General features: G+C 50.7%; 21 protein-coding genes, 1 tRNA gene and 2 pseudogenes. 12 read left to right on the forward strand and 12 right to left on the reverse strand.

From position 1 onward, the window contains the following. Positions 1-89: 89 nt before the first annotated feature. Both HEN21_RS19635 and HEN21_RS19640 read left to right on the forward strand, forming a co-directional pair. A tRNA-Ala gene (locus HEN21_RS19635) sits at positions 90-165 on the forward strand. Positions 166-372: 207 nt separating this feature from the next. Next, positions 373-2,563, forward strand: a pseudogene (locus tag HEN21_RS19640) (bifunctional diguanylate cyclase/phosphodiesterase). 233 nt (positions 2,564-2,796) lie between these two features. Here HEN21_RS19640 and nupC read toward each other — a convergent pair. Next, the gene (nupC, locus tag HEN21_RS19645) at positions 2,797-3,999 is read right to left on the reverse strand and encodes a nucleoside permease NupC (protein WP_010351048.1); all 1,203 of its coding nucleotides are present in this window, start codon (positions 3,997-3,999) and stop codon (positions 2,797-2,799) included. A gap of 298 nt (positions 4,000-4,297) precedes the next feature. Here nupC and HEN21_RS23635 point away from each other — a divergent pair, with 298 nt between their 5' ends. Together HEN21_RS23635 and HEN21_RS19650 are read left to right on the forward strand one after the other, a co-directional pair. Further along, the gene (locus HEN21_RS23635; protein ID WP_423779531.1) at positions 4,298-4,357 is read left to right on the forward strand and encodes a hypothetical protein; all 60 of its coding nucleotides are present in this window, start codon (positions 4,298-4,300) and stop codon (positions 4,355-4,357) included. Next, entirely contained in the window at positions 4,338-5,576 is a 1,239-nt protein-coding gene (locus HEN21_RS19650; RefSeq protein ID WP_000186355.1) for an Nramp family divalent metal transporter, read from the forward strand. Before HEN21_RS23635 ends, HEN21_RS19650 begins: the two co-directional genes overlap by 20 nt. A gap of 143 nt (positions 5,577-5,719) precedes the next feature. On the opposite strand, the gene ypeC is transcribed toward HEN21_RS19650, so the two are convergent. Together ypeC and HEN21_RS19660 are read right to left on the reverse strand one after the other, a co-directional pair. Further along, entirely contained in the window at positions 5,720-6,046 is a 327-nt protein-coding gene (ypeC, locus tag HEN21_RS19655) for a DUF2502 domain-containing protein YpeC (RefSeq protein ID WP_000490072.1), read from the reverse strand. 114 nt (positions 6,047-6,160) lie between these two features. Beyond that, positions 6,161-7,417, reverse strand: a complete 1,257-nt coding sequence (locus tag HEN21_RS19660) for an ion channel protein (RefSeq protein WP_176252332.1) — start codon at positions 7,415-7,417, stop codon at positions 6,161-6,163. A 203-nt stretch (positions 7,418-7,620) separates the two neighbouring features. Between HEN21_RS19660 and glk the strand changes: the two genes are divergently transcribed. The 6 genes from glk to ptsP all read left to right on the forward strand — a co-directional run bounded on the left by glk (position 7,621) and on the right by ptsP (position 15,057). Further along, a complete protein-coding gene (gene glk, locus HEN21_RS19665) occupies positions 7,621-8,586 on the forward strand; it encodes a glucokinase (RefSeq protein ID WP_176252333.1) in 966 nt (321 codons plus the stop codon). Between the two features lie 218 nt (positions 8,587-8,804). Then, a complete protein-coding gene (locus HEN21_RS19670) occupies positions 8,805-9,131 on the forward strand; it encodes a PTS fructose transporter subunit IIB (protein ID WP_000038454.1) in 327 nt (108 codons plus the stop codon). 21 nt (positions 9,132-9,152) lie between these two features. After that, positions 9,153-10,400, forward strand: coding sequence for a PTS fructose transporter subunit IIC (locus tag HEN21_RS19675; protein WP_176252334.1), 1,248 nt, complete (start codon positions 9,153-9,155; stop codon positions 10,398-10,400). A gap of 14 nt (positions 10,401-10,414) precedes the next feature. Next, positions 10,415-11,500, forward strand: coding sequence for an aminopeptidase (gene ypdF, locus HEN21_RS19680; protein WP_176252335.1), 1,086 nt, complete (start codon positions 10,415-10,417; stop codon positions 11,498-11,500). Then, positions 11,500-12,537: an aminopeptidase gene (gene ypdE / locus HEN21_RS19685; protein ID WP_176252336.1), complete on the forward strand. Its 1,038-nt coding sequence runs from the start codon at positions 11,500-11,502 to the stop codon at positions 12,535-12,537. The genes ypdF and ypdE overlap by 1 nt, the downstream gene beginning before the upstream one ends. A gap of 24 nt (positions 12,538-12,561) precedes the next feature. Beyond that, positions 12,562-15,057, forward strand: a complete 2,496-nt coding sequence (gene ptsP / locus HEN21_RS19690) for a phosphoenolpyruvate--protein phosphotransferase (RefSeq protein ID WP_176252337.1) — start codon at positions 12,562-12,564, stop codon at positions 15,055-15,057. A 2-nt stretch (positions 15,058-15,059) separates the two neighbouring features. On the opposite strand, the gene HEN21_RS19695 is transcribed toward ptsP, so the two are convergent. From HEN21_RS19695 to ypdA, 3 genes are read right to left on the reverse strand one after another with little or no spacing between them, the layout of a single operon-like run. Continuing rightward, positions 15,060-15,917: an AraC family transcriptional regulator gene (locus HEN21_RS19695; protein ID WP_176252338.1), complete on the reverse strand. Its 858-nt coding sequence runs from the start codon at positions 15,915-15,917 to the stop codon at positions 15,060-15,062. Between the two features lie 12 nt (positions 15,918-15,929). Next, positions 15,930-16,664, reverse strand: a complete 735-nt coding sequence (gene ypdB / locus HEN21_RS19700; protein WP_001295458.1) for a two-component system response regulator YpdB — start codon at positions 16,662-16,664, stop codon at positions 15,930-15,932. 14 nt (positions 16,665-16,678) lie between these two features. Beyond that, positions 16,679-18,376: a two-component system sensor histidine kinase YpdA gene (gene ypdA, locus HEN21_RS19705; protein WP_000544385.1), complete on the reverse strand. Its 1,698-nt coding sequence runs from the start codon at positions 18,374-18,376 to the stop codon at positions 16,679-16,681. A gap of 377 nt (positions 18,377-18,753) precedes the next feature. Between ypdA and alaC the strand changes: the two genes are divergently transcribed. Then, positions 18,754-19,992: an alanine transaminase gene (alaC, locus tag HEN21_RS19710; RefSeq protein ID WP_000785907.1), complete on the forward strand. Its 1,239-nt coding sequence runs from the start codon at positions 18,754-18,756 to the stop codon at positions 19,990-19,992. 63 nt (positions 19,993-20,055) lie between these two features. Here alaC and ypdK read toward each other — a convergent pair whose 3' ends face one another. Together ypdK and lpxP are read right to left on the reverse strand one after the other, a co-directional pair. Then, positions 20,056-20,127: a membrane protein YpdK gene (ypdK, locus tag HEN21_RS23140; RefSeq protein ID WP_010723117.1), complete on the reverse strand. Its 72-nt coding sequence runs from the start codon at positions 20,125-20,127 to the stop codon at positions 20,056-20,058. Positions 20,128-20,481: 354 nt separating this feature from the next. Next, the gene (gene lpxP, locus HEN21_RS19720) at positions 20,482-21,402 is read right to left on the reverse strand and encodes a kdo(2)-lipid IV(A) palmitoleoyltransferase (RefSeq protein ID WP_176252339.1); all 921 of its coding nucleotides are present in this window, start codon (positions 21,400-21,402) and stop codon (positions 20,482-20,484) included. Positions 21,403-21,753: 351 nt separating this feature from the next. Between lpxP and HEN21_RS19725 the strand changes: the two genes are divergently transcribed. Then, positions 21,754-21,996: a YfdY family protein gene (locus HEN21_RS19725; protein ID WP_000639882.1), complete on the forward strand. Its 243-nt coding sequence runs from the start codon at positions 21,754-21,756 to the stop codon at positions 21,994-21,996. 92 nt (positions 21,997-22,088) lie between these two features. Here HEN21_RS19725 and torI read toward each other — a convergent pair whose 3' ends face one another. From torI to HEN21_RS19745, 4 genes and pseudogenes are all read right to left on the reverse strand, one after another. After that, positions 22,089-22,289 (reverse strand): response regulator inhibitor TorI, encoded by a 201-nt coding sequence (gene torI / locus HEN21_RS19730; protein ID WP_001163428.1) that lies wholly within the window; start codon positions 22,287-22,289, stop codon positions 22,089-22,091. A gap of 385 nt (positions 22,290-22,674) precedes the next feature. Continuing rightward, positions 22,675-22,842 (reverse strand): hypothetical protein, encoded by a 168-nt coding sequence (locus tag HEN21_RS19735; protein ID WP_000545737.1) that lies wholly within the window; start codon positions 22,840-22,842, stop codon positions 22,675-22,677. Between the two features lie 57 nt (positions 22,843-22,899). Further along, on the reverse strand, positions 22,900-23,208 hold the full coding sequence (locus HEN21_RS19740; protein ID WP_286192504.1) for a hypothetical protein: 309 nt from the start codon (positions 23,206-23,208) through the stop codon (positions 22,900-22,902). A 27-nt stretch (positions 23,209-23,235) separates the two neighbouring features. Beyond that, a pseudogene (locus HEN21_RS19745) lies at positions 23,236-24,405 on the reverse strand (IS3-like element IS911 family transposase). Positions 24,406-24,446: the final 41 nt, after the last annotated feature.

A 24,446-nucleotide genomic window follows, 5' to 3' on the forward strand; every position in this document is an offset into this window, starting at 1 on the left:
CTTGCATGGCATGCAAGAGGTCAGCGGTTCGATCCCGCTTAGCTCCACCAAATTTTGCACCCAGCAAATTTGGTACGTAAATGCATCGTGGGGCTATAGCTCAGCTGGGAGAGCGCTTGCATGGCATGCAAGAGGTCAGCGGTTCGATCCCGCTTAGCTCCACCAAATTTCAAACCCTCGCTGTGAAGCGGGGGTTTTTTGTCTCTGATTTTTGCCGCTTTTGTAATACAGTCTACGCCCGGGTTAGTGCCGCCTGGTGAAAGCATCATTGGATGAAAAAGCGGCAACAGGCCGACTCCTGTTTGCTTCGCGATGCGAATAAACTTATTATTTGGGTGCCTGAAAACCCCGATCAGTGAGAGTAGTCTACTCATGTTTGTGGAGCATAATCTGATAAAAAATATCAAGATATTCACACTGGCGTTTACGCTCACCGTGGTACTTATTCAGCTATCCCGTTTTATTTCGCCACTTGCCGTTATCCACTCCAGCTATATCTTTCTGGCGTGGATGCCACTGTGCGTAATGCTGTCAATATTGTTCATCTTTGGCTGGCGTGGTGTTGTTCCTGTTTTATGCGGGATGTTTTGCACTAATCTGTGGAATTTCCATCTCTCATTTTTGCAAACTGCCGTCATGCTCGGTAGCCAGACATTTGTAGTGCTGTGTGCCTGTGCAATATTACGCTGGCAGTTAGGAACGCGTTGGCGTTATGGGTTGACCACCCGATACGTCTGGCGACGTCTCTTCTGGCTTGGTTTAGTGACGCCGATTGGCATCAAAGGCAGCATGTATCTGGTGGGTAGCTTTTTTGATTTCCCGCTAAAGATATCGACATTTTTCGGCGATGCAGATGCTATTTTCACGGTCGTTGATTTACTTAGCCTTTTCACGGCAGTGTTGATTTACAACATGCTCTATTACTATCTCACTCGCATGATTGTAAGCCCCCACTTTGCGCAGATATTGTGGCGCAGGGATATCGCCCCGTCGCTGAACAAAGAGAAACGTGCATTTACTTTAAGCTGGCTGGCGGCTCTTAGCGTACTGCTACTTCTGATGTGTACGCCTTATGAAAACGACTTTATTGCCGGTTACCTGGTGCCCGTTTTCTTCATCATCTTTACCCTTGGTGTTGGTAAACTTCGTTATCCGTTTTTAAATCTCACCTGGGCTGTTTCGACTCTTTTCCTCTTGAATTACAACCAGAATTTTTTACAAGGGGTCGAAACTGAATATTCGCTGGCATTTATTCTCGCGGTGCTGATTTCCTTTAGCGTTTGCCTGCTTTACATGGTGCGTATTTACCATCGAAGTGAATGGCTTAATCGCCGCTGGCATTTGCAGACCCTGACCGATCCATTAACGCTATTACCCAACTTTCGTGCACTGGAGCAATCGCAGGAGCAGGAGGCGGGAAAGAGTTTTTGCTGCCTGCGTATTGATAATCTTGAGTTTATGAGTCGTCATTACGGTCTGGTGATGCGTGTTCATTGTATCCGCTCAATTTACCGTACCTTGCTGCCGTTGATGCAGGAAAACGAAAAGTTGTATCAACTGCCGGGCAGTGAATTGCTGTTGGTACTGACCGGGCCGGAAACGGAAGGCCGACTACAGCATATGGTTAACATCCTCAATAGTCGGCAGATTCACTGGAACAACACCGGTCTGGATATGGGCTATGGTGCCGCCTGGGGGCGTTTTGATGGCAATCAGGAAACCCTGCAGCCTATGTTGGGGCAGTTAAGCTGGCTGGCAGGAACAATCCTGCGTTCATCACCACGTGTTGGCGTTGGATAATCGAGAGGAGATGGCGTCCGGGCAGACCACCAAACAGGTACTGTTGCTGAACACCATTCGTAAGGCGTTAGATAATGGTGATTTGCTTCTCTACGCCCAGCCCATTCGTAACAAAGAGGGGCAGGGCTATGATGAGATCCTGGCGCGTCTGAAATATGACGACGGCATTATGACGCCGGATAAATTTCTGCCGCTTATCGCCCAGTTTAACCTTAGCGCGCGTTTTGATTTGCAAGTGCTGGAATCCTTGTTGAAGTGGCTGGCAACACACCCTTGCGACAAAAAAGGACCGCGCTTTTCAGTCAATTTAATGCCGCTCACGCTGTTGCAAAAGAATATTGCCGGGCGGATTATTCGTCTGTTTAAGCGTTATCACATCTCCCCGGAGACAGTCATTCTTGAGATCACCGAGGAGCAGGCGTTTTCAAATGCAGAGAGCAGCATGTACAACATCGAGCAACTGCATAAATTTGGCTTCCGTATTGCGATTGATGACTTTGGCACTGGTTATGCCAACTACGAGCGATTAAAACGTTTGCAGGCCGATATCATCAAGATTGATGGCGTCTTTGTGAAAGATATAGTAACTAATACGCTGGATGCGATGATTGTGCGGTCAATTACCGACCTGGCGAAAGCGAAGTCGTTAAGCGTGGTAGCGGAGTTTGTCGAAACGCAACAGCAGCAGGCGTTATTGCATAAACTTGGGGTGCAATATCTGCAAGGGTATTTGATTGGTCGCCCGCAGCCATTAGCTGATTAACAGGCGTAAAAAAGCCGGGGGATTATCCCCGGCATTTGAGGCTGATGACAACCAGTAAACTGTCTGATGCGCTATGCTTATCAGGCCTGGATGGGAATCACAATCTATTGAATTTGCGATGTTTTGTATGCCGGATAAAGCGTTTACGCCGCATCCGGCATAAACAGAGCACACGTTGTCAACAAACTGAAGCCGGGGAACATTCCCCGGCTTTTTTAATGAATGTATTGGACTTAAAGCACCAGTGCTGCGATTGACGCAGAAAGTACGCTCACCAGCGTAGAGCCGTAAACCAGTTTCAGACCGAAGCGAGAAACCACGTTACCTTGCTCTTCGTTCAGACCTTTAACCGCGCCCGCGATAATCCCGATAGAAGAGAAGTTAGCAAAGGATACCAGGAATACAGAGATGATGCCTTCTGCACGCGGAGAAAGCGTGGAAGCAATTTTCTGCAGATCCATCATCGCAACGAACTCGTTGGAAACCAGTTTGGTCGCCATGATACTGCCCACTTGCAGTGCTTCGTTGGATGGAACACCCATTACCCATGCAACCGGATAGAAGATGTAGCCCAGGATGCCCTGGAAGGAGATGCTGTAGCCAAACCAGCCAGTCACGGTGGCAAACAGTGCGTTCAGTGCGGCGATCAGAGCGATAAAGCCGATCAGCATCGCTGCAACGATAATGGCAACTTTGAAACCTGCCAGAATGTATTCACCCAGCATTTCGAAGAAGCTCTGACCTTCGTGCAGGTTGGACATCTGAATGTTTTCTTCGCTGGCGTCAACACGGTAAGGGTTGATCAGCGACAGTACGATAAAGGTGCTGAACATGTTCAGTACCAGTGCAGCAACGACGTATTTCGGCTCCAGCATCGTCATGTATGCGCCAACGATGGACATCGACACGGTGGACATCGCTGTTGCTGCCATGGTGTACATACGATTACGGGAGATTTTGCCGAGGATATCTTTATAGGCGATAAAGTTCTCGGATTGTCCCAAAATCAGGGAACTGACGGCGTTAAAGGATTCCAGTTTGCCCATGCCATTGACTTTGGAAAGCAGGAAACCAATCGCGCGAATAATCACCGGCAACACGCGAATGTGCTGGAGAATACCGATCAACGCAGAAATAAAGACGATAGGGCACAGCACTTTCAGGAAGAAGAACGCCAGGCCTTGATCATTCATGCTACCAAAGACGAAGTTAGTACCTTCGTTGGCAAATCCGAGCAGTTTTTCGAACATTTCGGAGAAGCCTTTCACGAAGCCCAGACCAACGTCAGAGTTCAGGAAGAACCACGCCAGTAATACTTCGATAACAAGCAGTTGAATAATATAACGGATACGAATTTTTTTGCGGTCGCTGCTTGCCAGCAATGCGAGAATCGCAACAACGGCTAGTGCCAGTACAAAATGAAGGACGCGGTCCATATTTGCTCCAAATATGAGGCAGGTTAAATTTCCGTGCACATTCTATGCAACATGATTCAGGAAAACGAGATCTGACACACACTATAATGACGTCCTGTGACAAGCTTCAAAAATAGTGAGCTGTCCTACATTTCTGCTATGTTGTGTATGGAAGCGGAAAGTTATGTAAATGTGCTAACATTAAACATAAAAATAACATTCAAGCCATCAATCTTTTCTTAGTCATAATCCTGGTCTATCAGAGAAATCATCACAACCCATTTAAATGAATTTGATAATCATTCTCGTTTGACATAGCATGAAACATAGCAAAGGCTATGTTTTAGAGGCACAACAAGATGACGAACTATCGCGTTGAGAGTAGCAGCGGACGGGCGGCGCGCAAGATGAGGCTCGCATTAATGGGACCTGCGTTCATTGCGGCGATTGGTTATATCGATCCCGGCAACTTTGCGACCAATATTCAGGCGGGTGCCAGCTTCGGCTATAAGCTATTGTGGGTTGTTGTCTGGGCTAATCTGATGGCGATGCTGATTCAGATCCTCTCGGCCAAGCTGGGGATTGCCACCGGTAAAAATCTGGCGGAACAAATTCGCGATCACTACCCGCGTCCGGTCGTCTGGTTCTATTGGGTTCAGGCAGAAATTATTGCGATGGCTACCGACCTGGCGGAATTTATTGGCGCGGCTATCGGTTTCAAACTGATTCTTGGGGTTTCGCTGTTGCAGGGTGCCGTATTAACGGGTATCGCAACCTTCCTGATTTTAATGCTGCAACGTCGCGGGCAAAAACCGCTGGAGAAAGTGATTGGCGGGCTACTGCTGTTTGTCGCAGCGGCTTACATTGTTGAGCTGATCTTCTCCCAGCCTAACCTGGCGCAGTTAGGTAAAGGAATGGTGATCCCGAGTTTACCTACCTCAGAGGCGGTCTTCCTGGCTGCGGGTGTGCTGGGGGCGACGATTATGCCGCATGTGATTTATTTGCACTCTTCGCTGACCCAGCATCTGCATGGTGGGTCACGCCAGCAACGTTATTCAGCCACCAAATGGGATGTCGCGATTGCCATGACTATTGCTGGTTTTGTCAATCTGGCGATGATGGCAACGGCTGCTGCTGCGTTCCACTTTTCTGGCCATACTGGTGTCGCCGATCTTGACGAAGCCTACCTGACGCTGCAACCGCTGTTAAGCAATGCTGCAGCGACAGTCTTTGGTTTAAGCCTGGTGGCAGCAGGGCTTTCTTCAACGGTGGTGGGTACGCTGGCGGGGCAGGTGGTGATGCAGGGTTTTATTCGTTTCCATATCCCGCTGTGGGTGCGCCGGACAGTTACCATGTTGCCGTCATTTATTGTCATCCTGATGGGATTAGATCCGACACGAATTCTGGTCATGAGCCAGGTGCTGCTAAGTTTTGGTATCGCCCTGGCGCTGGTTCCACTGTTGATTTTCACCAGTGACAGTAAGTTGATGGGCGATCTGGTGAACAGCAAACGCGTAAAACAGACTGGCTGGGTGATTGTGGTGTTGGTAGTGGCGCTGAATATCTGGCTGTTGGTGGGAACGGCGCTGGGGTTGTAGTTGAACGGGCGTCGCATCAGACACCACGGGCGGATGCGGCGTAAAACGCCTTATCCGCCCTACGCGTTCAATGGAGTGGGGCTGTAGGCCTGATAAGACGCACCAGCGTCGCATCAGGCATCGTGCTCCATTAGTGGATGTGTTTAATGACGATGTCCGTGTCCACGGCCTTTCCCGCGATGATCATCACGGTCGCGCCAGCCTTCACGATAGCCACGCTCATACGCTTTACGCTTATCCCAGCCACGGTGGTAGCCATTATCGTGACGCCACCAGCGGTTTTTACGCCATTCGTAATTACGGTGCCAGTAATCACGGTCGCGCCAGTGACCACCGTCCCAGTAATTACCGTAATGATCGCGATCGCCAATTTGTAATTTGATTGATGGCAGTAGGGTAATTTCACCTGCGTTTGCCGCAAGCGGGGTAAAAGCCATCAGGGCGGCCGCCAGAAACAGTGACCTGAACATTGTTATTCTCCTTCACGATCGAAGCCATCAGCGGCCTGTTAACGCAATATTACGGGGAGGTAAAGCCCCGTTTCATCGCCATAACTCTTAAATCATGATGGAGAGCATTTTTTGCTAAAGGTTATCGTGGGGTGGTTGCTGCTTCGGGCGATTCACAATCATCATTGGTTTACCAGCCAGTAATAGCCATGCCGGAAGCATAACGATACAAAGTAGCGGTAGCAGATTGGTATCAGGTACAACGACCGCCGCCATAAACAGGCTTAACCAACCATCGCGCGTTACCACCAGTACCATACCGAGAATAGCGCAGGAGACAGTAATTGCCGCCGGGACTGCGGGAACGTGTTCATGTAGCATCAAACCTAATGCCACGCCAACAAACACTGCCGGGAAGATTCGCCCGCCACGAAACCCACTGGCGGCGGCAATGACCAGAGCGGCGAGCTTAATCACCGCCAGTAAAAAGTAATCACTGGTGCTGAAAGCCTGATTCATCACCATTTGCTGCATCTCATCCAGCCCTTTAAACAGTGAAACCGGCCCACCAATAACGCCCAAAATACCGAGAATAAACCCGCCAACCCCGAGCATGAGCACAGGGTTTTTAATCTGATGCATCATTGCGTGCAACCGTGGCAGACACCATACGGCGACCATCCCCGCAGCGATGGCAATCGCCGCTACAATCGCACCGCTGATGATGTCTGCCATCTGCATCTGTCCGTAATGCGCAATGGGCAGCGAAAAATGAGGATGGAAAAATAGACTTGTCGTCAGCGCACCAGCCGCCGCTGCCATTAACGGCGCAAAGAGTCGATCCCATAGCGGCACTTCATTACTGCCATTTAAGGTTTGCGAAAATATCAACGCCGCCGCGACAGGTGTGCCAAATAGCGCACCGATAGTTCCGGCTGAGGCTAAAATAGTCCATTCCATCCGGTTAACTCGAGGCAACAGACGAGCGCCTATCGCCACCGCGAGGGCGATATTAACGGTCATAATCGGATGTTCCGGCCCCAGGCTGACACCACCGGTAAGACCGAGAATTAATGCTACGATAAGCCCTGGTAGCGCAGAAGGGGAGACTGGCGCGCCGATCAGCGGTTCACTGGCGGGATCTGGTCCGGCATGACCCTGGCTGAAACGGATAACCAGTCCCACTGCGATCCCCGTCAGCGTTAATATTCCGATGATCCACAGCGGTGAATCCTGGGCTATCCCCAGACTTCCCGGCAGTCGTTGCCAGAGTAAATTCTGTAATACCGAGGCGATTTTCATCACCACAATCAGAATAAGACTGGACGCAATCCCAATTGCCAGGGCAGGAAGCGATAATAACAACATGGTTCTGGCTCGCGAATGGAGCATGTTCTATTCCTTATGCGGGGTCAGATACTTAGTTTGCCCAGCTTGCATAAAGGCATCGCTGCAATTGGTGCTGAAACGATAAAGTAATAGTGTGACCCAGATCGATATTTACAGGGAGCCCGCCTTTCCGGCGTTGTTGTTAGGCTCCCAGGTATTTACAGTGTGAGAAAGAATTATTTTGACTTTAGCGGAGCAGTAGAAGAATGACAAAGTATGCATTAGTCGGTGATGTGGGCGGCACCAACGCACGTCTTGCTCTGTGTGATATTGCCAGTGGTGAAATCTCGCAGGCTAAAACCTATTCTGGGCTTGATTATCCCAGCCTGGAAGCGGTTATCCGCGTTTATCTCGAAGAACATAAGGTCGAGGTGAGAGACGGTTGTATTGCCATCGCTTGCCCAATTACCGGTGACTGGGTGGCAATGACCAACCATACCTGGGCGTTCTCAATTGCCGAAATGAAAAAGAATCTCGGTTTTAGCCATCTGGAAATTATTAACGATTTTACCGCTGTATCGATGGCGATCCCGATGCTGAAAAAAGAGCATCTGATCCAGTTTGGTGGTAAGGAACCGGTTGAAGGTAAACCTATCGCGGTTTACGGTGCCGGAACAGGGCTGGGAGTGGCGCATTTGGTTCATGTCGATAAACGCTGGGTAAGCCTGCCAGGCGAAGGCGGTCACGTTGATTTTGCGCCAAACAGCGAAGAAGAGGCCATTATTCTCGAAATACTGCGTGCTGAAATAGGCCATGTCTCTGCTGAACGCGTGCTCTCTGGACCAGGCCTGGTGAATTTGTACCGCGCGATTGTGAAAGCCGACAACCGCCTGCCAGAAAATCTCAAGCCAAAAGATATTACCGAACGCGCGCTGGCCGACAGTTGCACCGATTGCCGCCGCGCGTTGTCGCTGTTTTGCGTGATTATGGGCCGTTTTGGCGGCAATCTGGCGCTCAATCTCGGCACATTTGGCGGCGTGTATATTGCAGGCGGTATCGTGCCGCGTTTCCTTGAGTTCTTCAAAGCCTCTGGTTTCCGTGCCGCTTTTGAAGACAAAGGCCGCTTTAAAGAATATGTCCATGATATTCCGGCTTATCTCATCGTCCATGACAATCCGGGTCTTCTCGGCTCAGGCGCACATTTACGCCAGACCTTAGGGTACGTCCTGTAAATCCTTCCTGCCATATCGGGAGGCAACTCTCCCGATAACCTTTTAAATCATGCGGTTAGTTCAATTTTTCTTTGTGTTTCATCACAAGGCCGACCTGCGTCACACTTCCGCACTACGGGATTAATTCTCCAGTAAATGCATTATTTGTCTGGTAACGGCAATTTGTTTTGCACGTTCATAATTTCACTCGTTAACTATAAACGAACGAGGAAATAACGATGAGTAAGAAACTGATTGCCTTATGTGCCTGCCCGATGGGCCTTGCGCACACTTTTATGGCGGCTCAGGCGCTGGAAGAGGCCGCAGTGGAAGCTGGCTATGAAGTGAAGATTGAAACCCAGGGCGCAGACGGCATCCAGAATCGCCTGACGGCGCAGGATATCGCCGAAGCAACCATCATCATCCACTCCGTAGCTGTTACCCCGGAAGATAACGAACGTTTCGAATCCCGCGACGTTTATGAAATCACTTTGCAGGACGCAATTAAAAACGCTGCGGGCATCATCAAAGAAATCGAAGAGATGATTGCCGCTGAACAACCGTAATTTTCGACAGGGATAATTGTTATGGCCATTAAAAAACGCAGTGCAACCGTTGTGCCTGGCGCATCCGGTGCGGCAGCGGCAATTAAGAATCCGCAGGCCTCTAAAAGCAGCTTCTGGGGTGAACTTCCGCAGCATGTGATGTCAGGGATTTCACGCATGGTGCCGACCTTAATTATGGGCGGCGTGATCCTCGCTTTCAGCCAGCTGATTGCTTATAGCTGGCTAAAAATTCCCGCTGACATTGGCATTATGGATGCACTTAATAGCGGGAAATTTTCCGGTTTCGACCTCTCCTTACTGAAATTTGCCTGGCTGTCGCAGTCCTTCGGCGGCGTGTTGTTTGGTTTTGCCATTCCGATGTTTGCCGCTTTTGTGGCGAACTCTATCGGCGGCAAACTGGCGTTCCCGGCTGGGTTTATCGGCGGGTTGATGTCTACCCAGCCAACGCAACTGCTGAACTTTGATCCCAGTACTATGCAGTGGGCGACCTCTTCACCGGTGCCGTCTACCTTCATTGGTGCACTGATTATTTCCATCGTTGCGGGTTATCTCGTGAAGTGGATGAACCAGAAAATCCAGTTACCGGATTTCCTGTTAGCGTTCAAAACCACATTTTTGCTACCGATTCTTTCCGCCATTTTTGTCATGCTGGCGATGTATTACGTCATCACCCCATTTGGTGGTTGGATCAACGGTGGGATCCGTGCCGTATTGACCGCCGCAGGAGAGAAGGGTGCGTTGATGTATGCGATGGGTATCGCAGCAGCGACCGCAATCGACCTCGGTGGCCCAATCAACAAAGCAGCAGGTTTCGTTGCTTTCAGCTTTACCACTGACCACGTATTACCGGTTACCGCGCGTTCTATCGCTATCGTTATTCCGCCGATTGGTCTGGGTCTGGCGACTATTATCGACCGTCGTTTAACCGGCAAACGCCTGTTTAACGCCCAGCTTTATCCGCAGGGTAAAACCGCGATGTTCCTGGCGTTTATGGGGATCAGTGAAGGTGCGATTCCGTTTGCGCTGGAAAGCCCCATCACCGCCATTCCGTCCTATATGGTCGGCGCGATTGTCGGTTCCACCGCTGCTGTCTGGCTGGGCGCAGTGCAATGGTTCCCTGAATCAGCAATCTGGGTGTGGCCGCTGGTGACTAATCTGGGCGTCTACATGGCGGGGATCGCGCTGGGGGCAATCATTACCGCGCTGATGGTGGTGTTCCTGCGTCTGATGATGTTCCGCAAAGGCAAATTGTTAATCGATAGCCTGTAAGAAGGAAAATCCAGATGACATTACTCGCTTCGCTGCGTGACTGGCTTAAGGCGCAACAACTGGATGCGGTGCTTCTCTCCTCACGACAGAACAAACAGCCGCATCTGGGGAGCTCCACCGGATCAGGTTATGTAGTGATTAGCCGTGAAAGTACGCACATTCTGGTGGATTCGCGCTATTACGCGGAGGTGGAAGCTCGTACGCAAGGCTACCAGCTGCATTTGCTTGACGCGACGAACACGCTTACCACTATCGTCAATGAAATCATTGCCGATGAGCAGTTGCAAACGCTCGGTTTTGAAGGCCAGCAGGTGAGTTGGGAAACCGCGCACCGCTGGCAGTCTGAACTCAATGCGAAACTGGTAAGCGCCACGCCGGATGTGCTGCGGCAAATCAAAACGCCAGAGGAGGTGGAGAAAATCCGCCTCGCCTGTGGGATTGCCGATCGCGGAGCGGAGCATATTCGCCGCTTTATTCAGGCGGGGATGAGCGAGCGCGAGATAGCCGCTGAACTGGAGTGGTTTATGCGCCAGCAGGGCGCAGAAAAAGCCTCCTTTGACACCATTGTCGCCAGTGGCTGGCGTGGGGCGCTGCCGCACGGCAAAGCCAGCGACAAGATTGTTGCAGCGGGCGAGTTTGTCACTCTCGATTTCGGTGCGCTGTATCAGGGCTACTGCTCTGATATGACGCGCACCTTGCTGGTGAATGGCGAAGGGGTGAGCGCCGAATCTCACCCGCTGTTTGGTGTGTATCAGATTGTCCTGCAAGCGCAGCAGGCGGCAATCTCCGCGATTCGCCCCGGCGTGCGTTGCCAGCAGGTTGACGACGCCGCGCGCCGGGTGATTACAGAGGCAGGTTTTAGCGAGTATTTCGGTCATAACACCGGCCATGCTATCGGCATTGACGTTCATGAAGATCCGCGTTTTTCACCACGTGATACCACGATGCTCCAGCCAGGCATGTTACTGACCGTAGAGCCGGGGATTTATTTGCCAGGACAAGGGGGGGTGCGCATCGAAGATGTTGTGCTGGTTACCCCGCAAGGCGCAGAAGTGCTCTACGCCATGCCGAAAACAGTGTTGCTCACGGGAGATGCATAATGGATTTATCGCTATTAAAAGCGTTGAGCGAGGCAGATGCGATCGCCTCCTCGGAACAGGAAGTCCGGCAGATCCTGCTGGATGAAGCGGATCGCCTGCAAAAAGAAGTGCGATTTGACGGTCTGGGATTGGTTCTGATCCGCCTGAATGAATCGACAGGTCCGAAGGTGATGATCTGCGCGCATATGGATGAAGTGGGGTTTATGGTGCGCAGCATCTCCCGCGAAGGGGCGATCGATGTGTTGCCGGTTGGCAATGTACGCATGGCTGCCCGTCAGCTTCAGCCGGTGCGGATCACCACCCGTGAAGAGTGCAAAATTCCCGGTCTGCTTGATGGCGACAGGCAGGGGAATGACGTTAGCGCCATGCGCGTGGACATTGGCGCGCGCTCCTATGACGAAGTGATGCAGGCAGGAATTCGTCCAGGCGATCGCGTCACGTTTGATACCACTTTTCAGGTTCTCCCTCACCAGCGGGTGATGGGGAAAGCCTTTGACGATCGTCTCGGTTGCTACCTGTTAGTGACCTTACTGCGCGAACTGCACGACGCCGAACTGCCTGCGGAAGTGTGGTTGGTGGCAAGTTCCAGCGAAGAGGTGGGATTACGCGGCGGACAAACCGCCACCCGCGCGGTGTCGCCGGACGTCGCCATTGTGCTTGATACCGCCTGCTGGGCGAAAAACTTTGATTATGGCGCGGCTAACCATCGCCAGATTGGTAACGGCCCGATGCTGGTGTTAAGCGACAAGTCACTGATTGCGCCGCCAAAACTCACCGCCTGGATCGAAACCGTGGCGGCAGAAATTGGCGTGCCGTTACAGGCGGATATGTTCAGTAACGGCGGTACGGACGGTGGAGCGGTGCACTTAACCGGTACTGGCGTACCCACAGTGGTGATGGGGCCAGCAACCCGCCATGGACATTGCGCCGCATCGATTGCCGACTGCCGCGACATCTTGCAGATGCAGCAGCTTTTATCTGCCCTTATTCAACGTCTTACGCGTGAGACGGTTGTTCAACTGACGGATTTCAGATGATCTCCTGATTAACCCGGAGCGGTTATGTTAACGATTCAATTTCTCTGTCCTTTGCCTAACGGTCTACATGCTCGTCCGGCGTGGGAACTTAAAGAGCAGTGCAGCCAGTGGCAAAGCGAAATCACTTTTATTAACCATCGCCAGAACGCAAAGGCCGATGCCAAAAGCTCACTGGCGCTGATTGGCACCGGCACCTTATTTAATGACAGTTGCAGCCTGAGCATTAGCGGCAGCGACGAAGAGCAGGCGCGGCGCGTACTCGAAGAGTATATCCAGGTGCGCTTTATCGATAGCGACAGCGTTCAGCCGACGCAGGCAGAACTGACGGCGCATCCGCTGCCACGTTCATTAAGTCGCCTTAACCCTGATTTGCTGTACGGTAACGTGCTGGCGAGCGGCGTCGGCGTTGGTTCGTTAACGTTGTTGCAGAGCGACAGCCTCGACAGTTATCGGGCGATCCCTGCCAGTGCGCAAGACTCCACTCGCCTGGAACACAGCCTGGCAACGCTTGCCGAGCAACTGAACCAGCAACTGCGTGAGCGTGACGGCGAAAGCAAAACCATCCTTAGCGCCCATTTGTCGCTGATTCAGGATGAAGAGTTTGCGGGGAATATCCGTCGTCTGATGGCGGAACAACATCAGGGGCTGGGGGCGGCGATCGTCAGCAATATGGAGCAGGTTTGCGACAAACTTTCTGCTTCCGCCAGCGATTATCTGCGTGAGCGAGTTAGTGATATTCGTGATATCAGCGAACAGTTGCTGCATATCACCTGGCCGGAGTTGAAACCGCGCAATACTCTGCTGCTTGAAAAACCGACCATTCTGGTCGCAGAAGATTTAACTCCAAGCCAGTTTTTGAGCCTCGATTTGAAAAATCTCGCAGGCATGATTCTGGAGAAAACCGGGCGCACCTCGCATACCCTGATTCTGGCGCGAGCTTCGGCGATCCCGGTACTGAGCGGCCTGCCGCTGGATGCGATAGCCCGTTATGCCGGGCAACCTGCGGTGCTTGACGCCCAGTGCGGCGTGCTGGCGATCAATCCTGATGACGCGGTGAGCGGTTATTACCAGGTCGCGCAGACGCTGGCGGATAAACGTCAGCAGCAACAGGCGCAGGCTGCCGCGCAGCTGGCCTATTCCCGTGATAACAAGCGTATCGATATTGCGGCGAATATTGGCACCGCTCTGGAAGCACCAGGTGCGTTTGCCAACGGCGCGGAAGGCGTCGGGCTGTTCCGTACCGAAATGTTGTATATGGATCGCGACAGCGCGCCGGACGAGCAGGAACAGTTTGAAGCGTACCAGCAGGTACTACTGGCGGCGGGCGACAAGCCGATTATCTTCCGCACAATGGACATCGGCGGCGATAAAAGCATTCCATATCTCAACATTCCCCAGGAAGAGAACCCGTTTCTCGGCTATCGTGCTGTGCGTATTTACCCGGAATTTGCTGGCTTGTTCCGCACTCAACTGCGGGCCATTTTGCGCGCCGCCAGTTTTGGCAACGCTCAGTTGATGATCCCGATGGTTCACAGTCTCGATCAGATCTTATGGGTGAAGAGCGAGATCCAGAAAGCAATCGTTGAGCTTAAGCGCGATGGCCTGCGTCATGCAGAGACGATTACGCTTGGGATCATGGTGGAAGTGCCGTCGGTTTGCTACATCATCGACCACTTCTGCGATGAGGTCGATTTCTTTAGTATCGGCTCGAACGATATGACCCAGTATCTGTATGCGGTCGATCGTAATAACCCGCGCGTATCGCCGCTGTATAACCCGATTACGCCATCTTTCCTGCGCATGTTGCAGCAGATAGTGACCACTGCGCATCAGCGGGGCAAATGGGTGGGCATTTGTGGTGAACTGGGCGGTGAAAGCCGTTATCTGCCGCTACTGCTTGGGCTGGGCCTGGATGAGCTAAGTATGAGTAGCCCACGCATTCCGGCGGTGAAAAGCCAGCTTCGTCAACTGGATAGCGAAGCGTGTCGGGAACTGGCGCGTCAGGCATGTGAATGTCGCAGCGCGCAGGAGATTGAAGCGTTACTCACCGCGTTTATGCCGGAAGAAGACGTTCGCCCGCTGCTGGCGCTGGAGAATATCTTTGTTGATCAGTCCTTTAGCAATAAAGAGCAGGCGATCCAGTTCCTGTGCGGCAACCTTGGTGTTAACGGGCGCACTGAACATCCGTTCGAGCTGGAAGAAGATGTCTGGCAGCGGGAAGAGATTGTGACTACTGGCGTTGGTTTTGGCGTGGCGATCCCGCACACTAAATCTCAGTGGATCCGCCATTCCAGTATCAGCATTGCCCGGCTGGTGAAACCGGTTGACTGGCAGTCAGAAATGGGCGAAGTCGAGCTGGTGATTATGCTGACGCTGGGCGCTAACGAAGGGATGAACCATGTGAAAGTCTTCTCGCAGCTGGCGCGTAAACTGGTGAATAAAAACTTCCGCCAGTCGTTGTTTGCCGCGCAAGATGCACAAAGCATCCTGACGCTGCTGGAAACAGAATTAACCTTCTGAAGTTAGCCCTGAAAACGGGCGCTGTACTCTCCCGGCGTCAGACCAAACTGACGCCGGAAAACGCGACAAAAATAGTCGCTATCCGGAAAGCCGCAACGCTGCGCCACTTCATGAATCGACAGATGATATTTCTGCAAAATCATCCTCGCCTTCGCCATTCGCACCCAACGCACATACTCGATAAAACGCATCGTTCCATGCTGAGCAAACAGTTTTGACAGATGATTGGGCGTGATATTAAAAAACTGCGCCACGCTCTCGCGGGTGAGCGGCTGGGCATAATTATCCTGAACCCAGTTACAAATGCTGTGATAGAGAAAATCCCCGCGCGGCTGTGAATTGCCCGGCGGCATATTCACCACGTTGCGGCAAAGATGCAGCAAACTTAACACCAGTGGCTGAATGATATTCTGCTCCAGCGGCGAACGGCTGAGATGGGTGAGGGCGGTGAGCATCGCTTCACCTTCACCGCGTTGTAGACTTGGAAGCTGGATCTGACGAACCGGATGCAGTAACGACGTGGTGCGGTTATCGTAATACGATAACCCAAGCCAGGTTGGTGCAAACACCAGGCTTAACAGCATCACCGGTTTGTTGTTGACTGGTAAGTTAGCCGCGCGCGCCGGAATAAACAGCATTTCCCCTTCCACCATGCGTTGCTGTTTTGCTTCCAGCAGGTTGCCGTATTCGCCGCGCAGCACGATATCCAGACGGGGAAAATCAATACATAAACTGCCCACCGGCAACGAGGCAGGCTGGCTGGCAAACCAGACGCGCCCCAGTAGTTGCGGGTTAAGCACCAGGCCGCTGAACAGATCGGCGAAAAATTGTTGATCGGCGGGCAAGCCTGGTGCTTTCATGAAAGTTCCCGATTAAAGATGCATTAACTGGCGGAATTCTTTTACTTTGCTGCGGCTGACTGGCACTTCAAAATCCAGATCTTTCAGTCGCAGAATGTAGGTGTTATTAAACCACGGTTCGATTTCGCGGATTTTGTTCAGATTGACACAAAATGAGCGATGGCAGCGGAAAAAATGCGACGGCGGCAGTTTGCTGCAAAATTCGGTAATGTTCATCGGCATTACGTAGGATTCACGCCGCGTATAGACAAAGGTCATTTTCTCGTGCGCTTCGGCGTAATAGATATCGTTAATTGGCGTGACGATTATTCGCTCATCTTTCACCAGATTAATGGTGTCATTCTCACGCGTTACCGTCGCGGCAGGCGTGCTGCTGGTCTGCTGTTGTTGCCAGGCCGCTTCCAGTTTTTGCAGCATCCCGGTAATGCGTGACTCCTGATACGGTTTGAGAATGTAGTCAAACGCCTCCAGTTCAAACGCTTCTACCGCATGTTCTTTCCACGCGGTGATGAACACAATAAACGGTTTATGGGCGAACTGGCTGATGTTTTGCGCCAGCAACACACCATCCAGCGACGGAATATTGATATCCAGAAAAATGGCGTCGACGCGGTTATGCTGCAAAAACTTCAACACGTCCAGACCGTCGTCAAAGGTGCCGACAATCTCCATCTGGCTGTGCTCTTTAATTAGCCAGCTCAGTTCCTGTTGTGCCAGGAATTCGTCTTCAACAATGATGACTTTCACAATATCACTCCGGCTCAAAGCAATAACGTAGCCTGTGAGGCGACTGGGGTGCGTTGGTTAGGAATGTAAAACGCAATTTCCGTTCCTGGTTCTAGGCGGCGGATATGCAGCCCCTCGCCATACAATAACTTCACGCGATGATGGACATTCAGCAGGCCAATTTTATTGCCCGGCATTTCGTTCGCTTCGACCCGCTCAATCACTTTCGGATCGATGCCGTGCCCGGTATCTCTCACCGCAATGCGTACCCGATTACCGCACTCTGCAACGCTGATGGTGACAACGCCTTTACCTTTGCAAGGCTGAATACCGTGGACAATAGCGTTCTCCACCAACGGCTGGATCAGCAGGCTGGGTATACAGCAATTCACCTCTTCATCAATATCATAGATAACCGTCAGCTTGTCGCCAAAGCGAGCCTGCTCAATGGCGATATAGTCTTTTATTTGATACAGCTCTTTTTTGATATCGATTTGCTCATCGTCTTTTAATTCAATGTTATAGCGCAGATAACGTGACAGATTAAAGATCAGCTGGCGAGCGGTATCCGGATTCAGGCGAATTGATGAGGAGATTGCATTCAGAGCGTTAAACAGAAAATGGGGATTAATTTTGCTTTGCAGGGCGCGAAGCTCTGCCTTATTTGCCATTTCACGCAGCTGCTCGGCGCGAGAAACTTCCAGTTGCGTGGAGATGATTTGCGACAAACCGACCGCCATTTCCTGCAATGACGAGGTGATCTGATGTGCGTGGCAGTAGTAAATTTTCAGCGTCCCGGTAACGACTCCTTTCTCCCAAAGCGGGATCACCAGCATTGAGTGGATTTCCGGTGTGCGGTGAGCTTCATCATTATTTTTAATGATGATTTTTCCGTAATTCATCGCCTGACGTGTGGTTGGGCTAATAAAGTCATCACCATTCTGATAGTTATGTTCACCCACGCCAACGTAGGCCAGCACATGATCGGTATTGGTGATTGCTACCGCATCGGCGTGAATGTCATCGCGGATAATTTCGCAGACCTTGCGTAATGACTCGCTATTGACATGGCGAAACAGCGGCAGCGTTTTGTTGGCGATATCCAGCGCCAGCTTGGCTTGCCGCGCGGCGCTGGCCTCCTTTTCGCCCTCAACGCTTTGCACCAGCAGCACAATAAAACCGATACAGACGCTGCCGAGGATCATTGGAATCCCGATTTTTGACACAATGTCCAGCCCCAGTTCAGTGGTCGGCGCCCAGACAATCACCAGAATCATGGTCAGCGTTTCGCACAACATGCCGCCGAGAATACCGACTCGCCAACGCTGCGCTTTGGGGATTTTCAGGTTGATCCAGCCCGATATACATCCCGCCAGAATACTGGTGATAAAGCAGGGGATCGCCGTCACGCCACCAATATCAATAAGATAGCGGTGAATCCCGGCTATCACGCCGGTAATGATCCCCACCCACGGGCCAAATAAAATCCCGCCGGACATCACCGCAATAATACGTACATTAACCAGTGAGCCTTCCACCGGCACACCGGACCAGGTGCTGAACAGGGCAAACAGCGAGAAAATGGCGGTAACGGCGAGCAGCTCTTTCGGTGAGTGTGCCGACTTGTGCAACAGTTCGCGAAACAGACGGATACGGATGAGAAAGAACAGGCAGATAAGCATTAACGCTGCCCGATCGAAGACCGCCAGCAGCATGTTGAATATTTCGTGCACGGGTAACTCTGGATAAGGATTAAACCTCTATGATAGGTAACCTGAAGGCTGATGACCAGCAGGCCGTTTTTGAGGAAAAACCACAATTTTAAAAGGGGATTGTCAGGCAAATGGTGTATTGGCAATGCATCTCTTGATAATGCACACTCAATAAGTAAATTTATTGAAATTATAATGTTAATTAATATGAATTTAATTTTCCTGAAAGAAAGTAAGGATTTCCCGTTTTATTACAGGTTTTCCTCTTTTTTTGGTAGAAAAAAATATTTGCTAAAACGCTCGACAGACAGAAATTAATCAGGCTATTTTCAAAACAGCCACCCATCGTGGCAGCGTCGCTCGGACGGTCCGGGCGCTCACGTTAATCTGAGGAAATTATGGCTGACACTCGCCCTGAACGTCGCTTTACGCGTATTGATCGTCTCCCGCCCTACGTTTTTAACATTACCGCTGAACTGAAAATGGCTGCGCGCCGGCGTGGCGAAGATATTATCGATTTCAGTATGGGCAATCCGGACGGCGCGACCCCGCCGCATATCGTCGAAAAACTCTGTACCGTGGCGCAGCGCCCGGACACACATGGCTATTCCACTTCACGTGGCATTCCCCGGTTGCGTCGCGCCATTTCCCACTGGTATCAGGATCGCTACGACGTTGAGATAGATCCGGAATCAGAAGCCATCGTCACCATTGGCTCGAAAGAGGGGCTGGCGCACCTGATGCTGGCGACGCTGGATCACGGCGACACTGTGCTGGTGCCGAATCCAAGTTATCCGATTCATATCTACGGCGCGGTGATTGCCGGTGCGCAGGTACGTTCAGTGCCACTGGTGGAGGGTGTTGATTTCTTCAATGAACTGGAACGCGCAATTCGCGAAAGTTATCCGAAACCGAAGATGATGATCCTCGGCTTCCCGTCGAACCCAACCGCGCAATGTGTGGAACTGGAATTCTTCGAAAAGGTTGTTGCGCTGGCGAAACGCTACGATGTACTGGTGGTTCACGACCTGGCCTATGCCGATATTGTCTACGATGGCTGGAAAGCGCCGTCAATCATGCAGGTTCCGGGCGCACGTGACGTGGCGGTCGAGTTCTTTACCTTGTCGAAAAGTTACAACATGGCAGGCTGGCGTATTGGCTTTATGGTCGGTAACAAAACGCTGGTCAGTGCGCTGGCGCGTATCAAAAGCTACCACGATTACGGTACTTTTACGCCATTGCAGGTGGCTGCAATTGCCGCGCTGGAAGGCGATCAACAGTGCGTGCGCGATATTGCCGAACAGTATAAGCGCCGCCGCGATGTGCTGGTAAAAGGGCTGCATGAAGCGGGCTGGATGGTTGAAATGCCGAAGGCTTCGATGTATGTCTGGGCAAAAATCCCTGAACCGTATGCGGCAATAGGCTCGCTGGAGTTTGCCAAAAAGCTGCTTAACGAAGCGAAGGTCTGTGTCTCTCCGGGGATTGGCTTTGGCGACTACGGCGACACGCATGTACGCTTTGCGCTGATTGAAAACCGTGACCGTATTCGTCAGGCGATACGCGGGATTAAAGCGATGTTCCGCGCAGACGGTTTACTGCCCGCCAGCAGTAAACATATTCACGAAAACGCCGAATAAATGCATTCTCAGAAAAGCAAACAGGAGCCAGATGGCTCCTGTTTTTCGTTGCACAGTTTGCTTTTAGATCATCAGGGCAAAAGTACCGGCCCAAACGATGACCATAAAAGAAATGCCCATAAAGAAATATTTCACTTTACATCTCTCCGCGTAATTACAGTTACGCCTGAATGACTTCATTACATCTGATACAGTGAGCTGACACCGGGAAAACGACCTTAACAGGCCTCTGTTTTGCCGTGGGCATCACCCCAGAATTCTGAGCTGATTTGCTCGAGACGGCGCTAATGTACGCCTAAAACTAAATTGAAACAAGTGGCATTTTCTTATTTACTTTTAGTAACTTACGAGTGTCTCATATCGGCGACAGTTTAATTTCTGTCAGTAATAATTCATGATTCAGCGAAGGGGAAAGCCTTAAGAAAAAAGCCATAAAAACCATTGAGTTATTATGGCTAATTTGAGGAGGGAAGAAGAGCTGGTCGTTTGTTAAACGTATAACGACGCTTCACCCACCGGACGCGTTTTGAAGCGGCGGTGGATCCAGAGATACTGCTCCGGTGCGCGCATAATCTCTTTCTCAATAATCTTGTTCATATAAGCCGCAGCCTGACCTTCATCAGTCGGGTAGCCTTCCATTTCTGGGGTGATATACAAACGGTATCCGCTGTAATCGGCTTTTCGTACCATCGTCACAGTCAACATGGCGGAACCTGAGAGGCGTGACAATACGTAAGTGCCATTGGTTGTCGCAACATTTTCTACCGCAAAGAACGGAGCGAAGGAGCTTCCTTTACGACCATAATCCTGGTCGGGAGCGAACCATACGGCTTCACCTTTTTTCAAAGCACCAACAATACCGCGCAGATTATTTCTGCCGATCATCGCTTTATTCGAACGCATCCGACTACGGGTCTGCACCCATTCCATCAATTGATTATTATGCGGACGATAAGTTGCCATCATTGGCTGGCAAATCCCCATTACGCGGCCGCCCAGTTCCAGTGACATAAAATGTACGCCGACTACCATCACGCCGCGATTTTGCATTTGTGCGCGTTGCAGGTTATCCAGACCTTCAACATCAAACCATTTACGCACGCGACGATCGGGCCAGAACCACGCCATGCCGGTTTCTACCAGCGCCATGCCGAGTGAACGAAAGTTTTCGGCAATCATCTTCTCGCGTTCTTCAGATGAATGCTGTGGGAAGCAAAGTTCAAGGTTTTTGCGGGCGATGGATTCGCGACGTTTCAGAAATGGTCTGGCCATCGTGCCGATACGTGTGCCAAGAAAACACAGGACAGGATAAGGAAGCTGTACCCAAAGCCAGAGTACGCCCAGACCAAACCACGTGAGCCAGTAGCGAGGATGGAGAAACTCGCGGGAAAATTTGCGTTGTGGAAACATAGTTACCTTCTGTAGATACGAATTGTTGTATCGCAGAAGATTCCATGTCGACAGCGGTACACTCAATATATTAGGCCATCATGTACGACAATGGTTCCTGTAAAGAGTGTAAAGACTAGCCAGGACAAAACCACGAGGAGCATGAATGCGGTATTTCCATTTTATCATCAGCCGATTGTTTTCAGCCACTGATTATTAATCACTCAAGTAAATATTTTTCAGAACAGGATAGCTCTATTTTTAACATCTTGTTTTTATTAGGACCTGGCAAAAATTGCCAGCGATTAAGAATTGTCTTACTATTAAACTACCTGAAGTAACAGGTTTTTTAGCGCGGCAGGAGGTTGAGCTATGATTTATTTATGGATGTTTCTCGCTCTGTGTATCGTTTGTGTCAGCGGATATATTGGCCAGGTACTAAATGTAGTATCTGCTGTCTCTTCATTTTTCGGCATGGTGATCCTCGCCGCCCTCATTTATTACTTCACTATGTGGTTAACTGGCGGTAATGAGCTGGTAACGGGGATATTTATGTTTATTGCCCCGGCTTGTGGCTTGATGATCCGCTTTATGGTGGGGTATGGAAGGCGGTAATAAATGGTGTCCCCTGCAGACATCTACTTGAAGCAGCAGGGGATTGATTGGAATGGTGTTTTTTAGATGTGAGAAATATTTTACCCGCTATTTTACCCATTGGCGCGGCTTAAGAGCTTATTTTTGAATTCACAATGGTCACGATATAACCATCTTGCTCGACCGTGGATAACTTTGGCTTTTGGCAGGTCGCCGGACTTAATCCGGTCATAGATGAAGGTTTTACCAAAGCCAGTATCAGCCATGATGAATTTCAAATCAACCAGTGAATCAGGCTGTAGTTCGTGTTGCATGAGTGCTATCTCCGAATAGGGAATCGAACCTGCAAATCAGGCAAGAAAAAGCCGCATTGATGCGGCGATGGTAGGTCTGGATATCTTGAGAAATGAACAGGCCTCATCGAGTGTGAGGCGGTGTGATTTCTTTATTTCCACTCTTAATGTTTGTCAGTGAATGGTTTCTCCATCTCCATTAATGCCTTATTCATCTCATTTCGTAACTCTATAGCCATCCTGACGGCTTCAACCTGTGCAGGATGTGGGTTAATTGCTGGAGAATATCGGCGGGAGCGAAGGATTGAGGAAACAAAGATAATGCAAGCAACTATCTGAATTGCATTGCATATTAATGATACAATGTGAATTGCAGCCATCTACTACCCCCAATAAAAAACTGCCATCAGGCGGCTTGGTGTTCTTTCAGTTCTTCAATTCGAATATTGGTTACGTCTGCATGTGCTATCTGCGCCCACAGCATCCAGTGGTCATAGCAGTCGTTGATGTTCTCTGCTTCGATAACTCTGTTGAATGGCTCTCCATTCCATTCACCTGTGACTCGGAAGTGCATTTATCATCTCCATAAAACAAAACTCGCCGTAGCGAGTTCAGATAAAAGAAATCCGCATTAAGCGGCGTCGGTGAATTCAAATAAAAAACCGGCTTGCGCCGGCTCTCTCATCTTTCTGTCTACCCATGCTGATATCGATGGCGGGTGCACCTTTTCAATAGCAGCGCGAAGTACAGCTGTACGTGCCAGTTTGTCGGTAATCTCAGGAAATCGCTTCTCTGTCTTCGGTACGTTAACAGCAACATTAGTAGAATCCGCACTGGCGAACGGATACATACCAAGAACTCTCACGTCGAGCATTCGAAGACCATGAATTTTCACTTTCAAATGACGATTGATATAAAGCTCAGTGAAAACTTCATCCATTCTCTGTTTGAAGTGGCACTGAAGTGGTCAACAAAAACTGGCCACCGAGTTAGAGTTTTTCCAGTATCGATTTTCCGATTCGTTTGGGGGTAATCCACCGTTATATTCGTGCGGTCTTAGTGCGCTGTAATATCCAACGATATAGTCCGTTATGGCGTGAGCTGCCTCGCTGAAGCTTACGTAACCCACCACCGGCATCCATTCGTTCTTCAGACTCCTGAAGAAGCGTTCCATTGGGCTGTTATCCCAGCAGTTTCCGCGCCGGCTCATACTCTGCCTGATCTGGTATCGCCACAATAACTGCCGGAACTGCCTGCTCGTATAATGACTGCCCTGATCGCTGTGGAACATCACCCCGCCGGGCTTACCACGGGTTTCCCCATGCCATTTCCAACGCTTTCATGGTGAGCCTGCTGTCCGGCGAGAACGACATGGCCCAGCCCACTAGTTTTCTTGCGAACAGGTCGAGAACAACGGCGAGGTACGCCCAGCGCTTACCCGTCCAGATATAGGTCACATCACCGCACCACACCTGATTTGGCTCGGTCACGGCGAACTGCCGTTCAAGATAGTTAGGGATAGCAACATGTTCATGACCACCACGTTTATACCGGTGAGTCGGCTGCTGACAGCTGACCAGCCCCAGCTCTTTCATGAGCCTGCCAGCAAGCCAGCGTCCCATCTGGTAGCCTCTCCGGGTTGCCATTGTGGCGATGCTTCTTGCTCCGGCCGAACCGTGGCTGATGCCATGTAGCTCAAGTACCTGACTGCGTAATACAGCCTGTCTGCCGTCTGGTTTTTCAGGCCGGTTTTTCCAGTATCTGTAGCTGCTGCGATGAACCCCGAACACATGGCAGAGTGTAACCACCGGATAATGCGCTCTGAGTTTCCCGATTATCGAGAACTGTTCAGGGAGTCTGACATCAAGAGCGCGGTAGCCTTTTTTAATATTTCATTCTCCATTTCAATGCGTTGTAGCTTTTTCCTCAGCTCACGTATTTCGATTTGTTCTGGTGTTATCGGAGAGGCTTTTGGTGTTTTGCCCTGACGCTCATCACGCAGTTGTTTGACCCATCTTGTCATTGTGGAAAGGCCAACATCCATAGCTTTGGCGGCATCTGCCACCGTGTAGTTCTGGTCAACAACCAGTTGAGCGGATTCGCGTTTAAACTCTGCGCTGAAATTTCTTTTTTTCATTGGAGCACCTGTGTTGTTCTGAGGTGAGCATATCACCTCTG

It is taken from the genome of Escherichia sp. 93.1518 (assembly GCF_013368915.2).
Taxonomy (GTDB): domain Bacteria; phylum Pseudomonadota; class Gammaproteobacteria; order Enterobacterales; family Enterobacteriaceae; genus Escherichia; species Escherichia ruysiae.

Excerpts from the sequence above, each read along its gene's own strand:
- HEN21_RS19695 (WP_176252338.1), bottom strand. The coding sequence starts at position 15,917 with ATGAAAGCACCAGGCTTGCCCGCCGATCAACAATTTTTCGCCGATCTG.
- HEN21_RS19660 (WP_176252332.1), bottom strand. The coding sequence starts at position 7,417 with ATGCTCCATTCGCGAGCCAGAACCATGTTGTTATTATCGCTTCCTGCC.
- lpxP (WP_176252339.1), bottom strand. The coding sequence starts at position 21,402 with ATGTTTCCACAACGCAAATTTTCCCGCGAGTTTCTCCATCCTCGCTAC.
- HEN21_RS19735 (WP_000545737.1), bottom strand. The coding sequence starts at position 22,842 with ATGCACTTCCGAGTCACAGGTGAATGGAATGGAGAGCCATTCAACAGA.
- HEN21_RS19670 (WP_000038454.1), top strand. The coding sequence starts at position 8,805 with ATGAGTAAGAAACTGATTGCCTTATGTGCCTGCCCGATGGGCCTTGCG.
- ptsP (WP_176252337.1), top strand. The coding sequence starts at position 12,562 with ATGTTAACGATTCAATTTCTCTGTCCTTTGCCTAACGGTCTACATGCT.
- ypdF (WP_176252335.1), top strand. The coding sequence starts at position 10,415 with ATGACATTACTCGCTTCGCTGCGTGACTGGCTTAAGGCGCAACAACTG.
- alaC (WP_000785907.1), top strand. The coding sequence starts at position 18,754 with ATGGCTGACACTCGCCCTGAACGTCGCTTTACGCGTATTGATCGTCTC.
- HEN21_RS19725 (WP_000639882.1), top strand. The coding sequence starts at position 21,754 with ATGATTTATTTATGGATGTTTCTCGCTCTGTGTATCGTTTGTGTCAGC.
- ypdE (WP_176252336.1), top strand. The coding sequence starts at position 11,500 with ATGGATTTATCGCTATTAAAAGCGTTGAGCGAGGCAGATGCGATCGCC.
- torI (WP_001163428.1), bottom strand. The coding sequence starts at position 22,289 with ATGCAACACGAACTACAGCCTGATTCACTGGTTGATTTGAAATTCATC.
- HEN21_RS19650 (WP_000186355.1), top strand. The coding sequence starts at position 4,338 with ATGACGAACTATCGCGTTGAGAGTAGCAGCGGACGGGCGGCGCGCAAG.
- glk (WP_176252333.1), top strand. The coding sequence starts at position 7,621 with ATGACAAAGTATGCATTAGTCGGTGATGTGGGCGGCACCAACGCACGT.
- HEN21_RS19740 (WP_286192504.1), bottom strand. The coding sequence starts at position 23,208 with ATGGATGAAGTTTTCACTGAGCTTTATATCAATCGTCATTTGAAAGTG.
- nupC (WP_010351048.1), bottom strand. The coding sequence starts at position 3,999 with ATGGACCGCGTCCTTCATTTTGTACTGGCACTAGCCGTTGTTGCGATT.
- ypeC (WP_000490072.1), bottom strand. The coding sequence starts at position 6,046 with ATGTTCAGGTCACTGTTTCTGGCGGCCGCCCTGATGGCTTTTACCCCG.
- HEN21_RS19675 (WP_176252334.1), top strand. The coding sequence starts at position 9,153 with ATGGCCATTAAAAAACGCAGTGCAACCGTTGTGCCTGGCGCATCCGGT.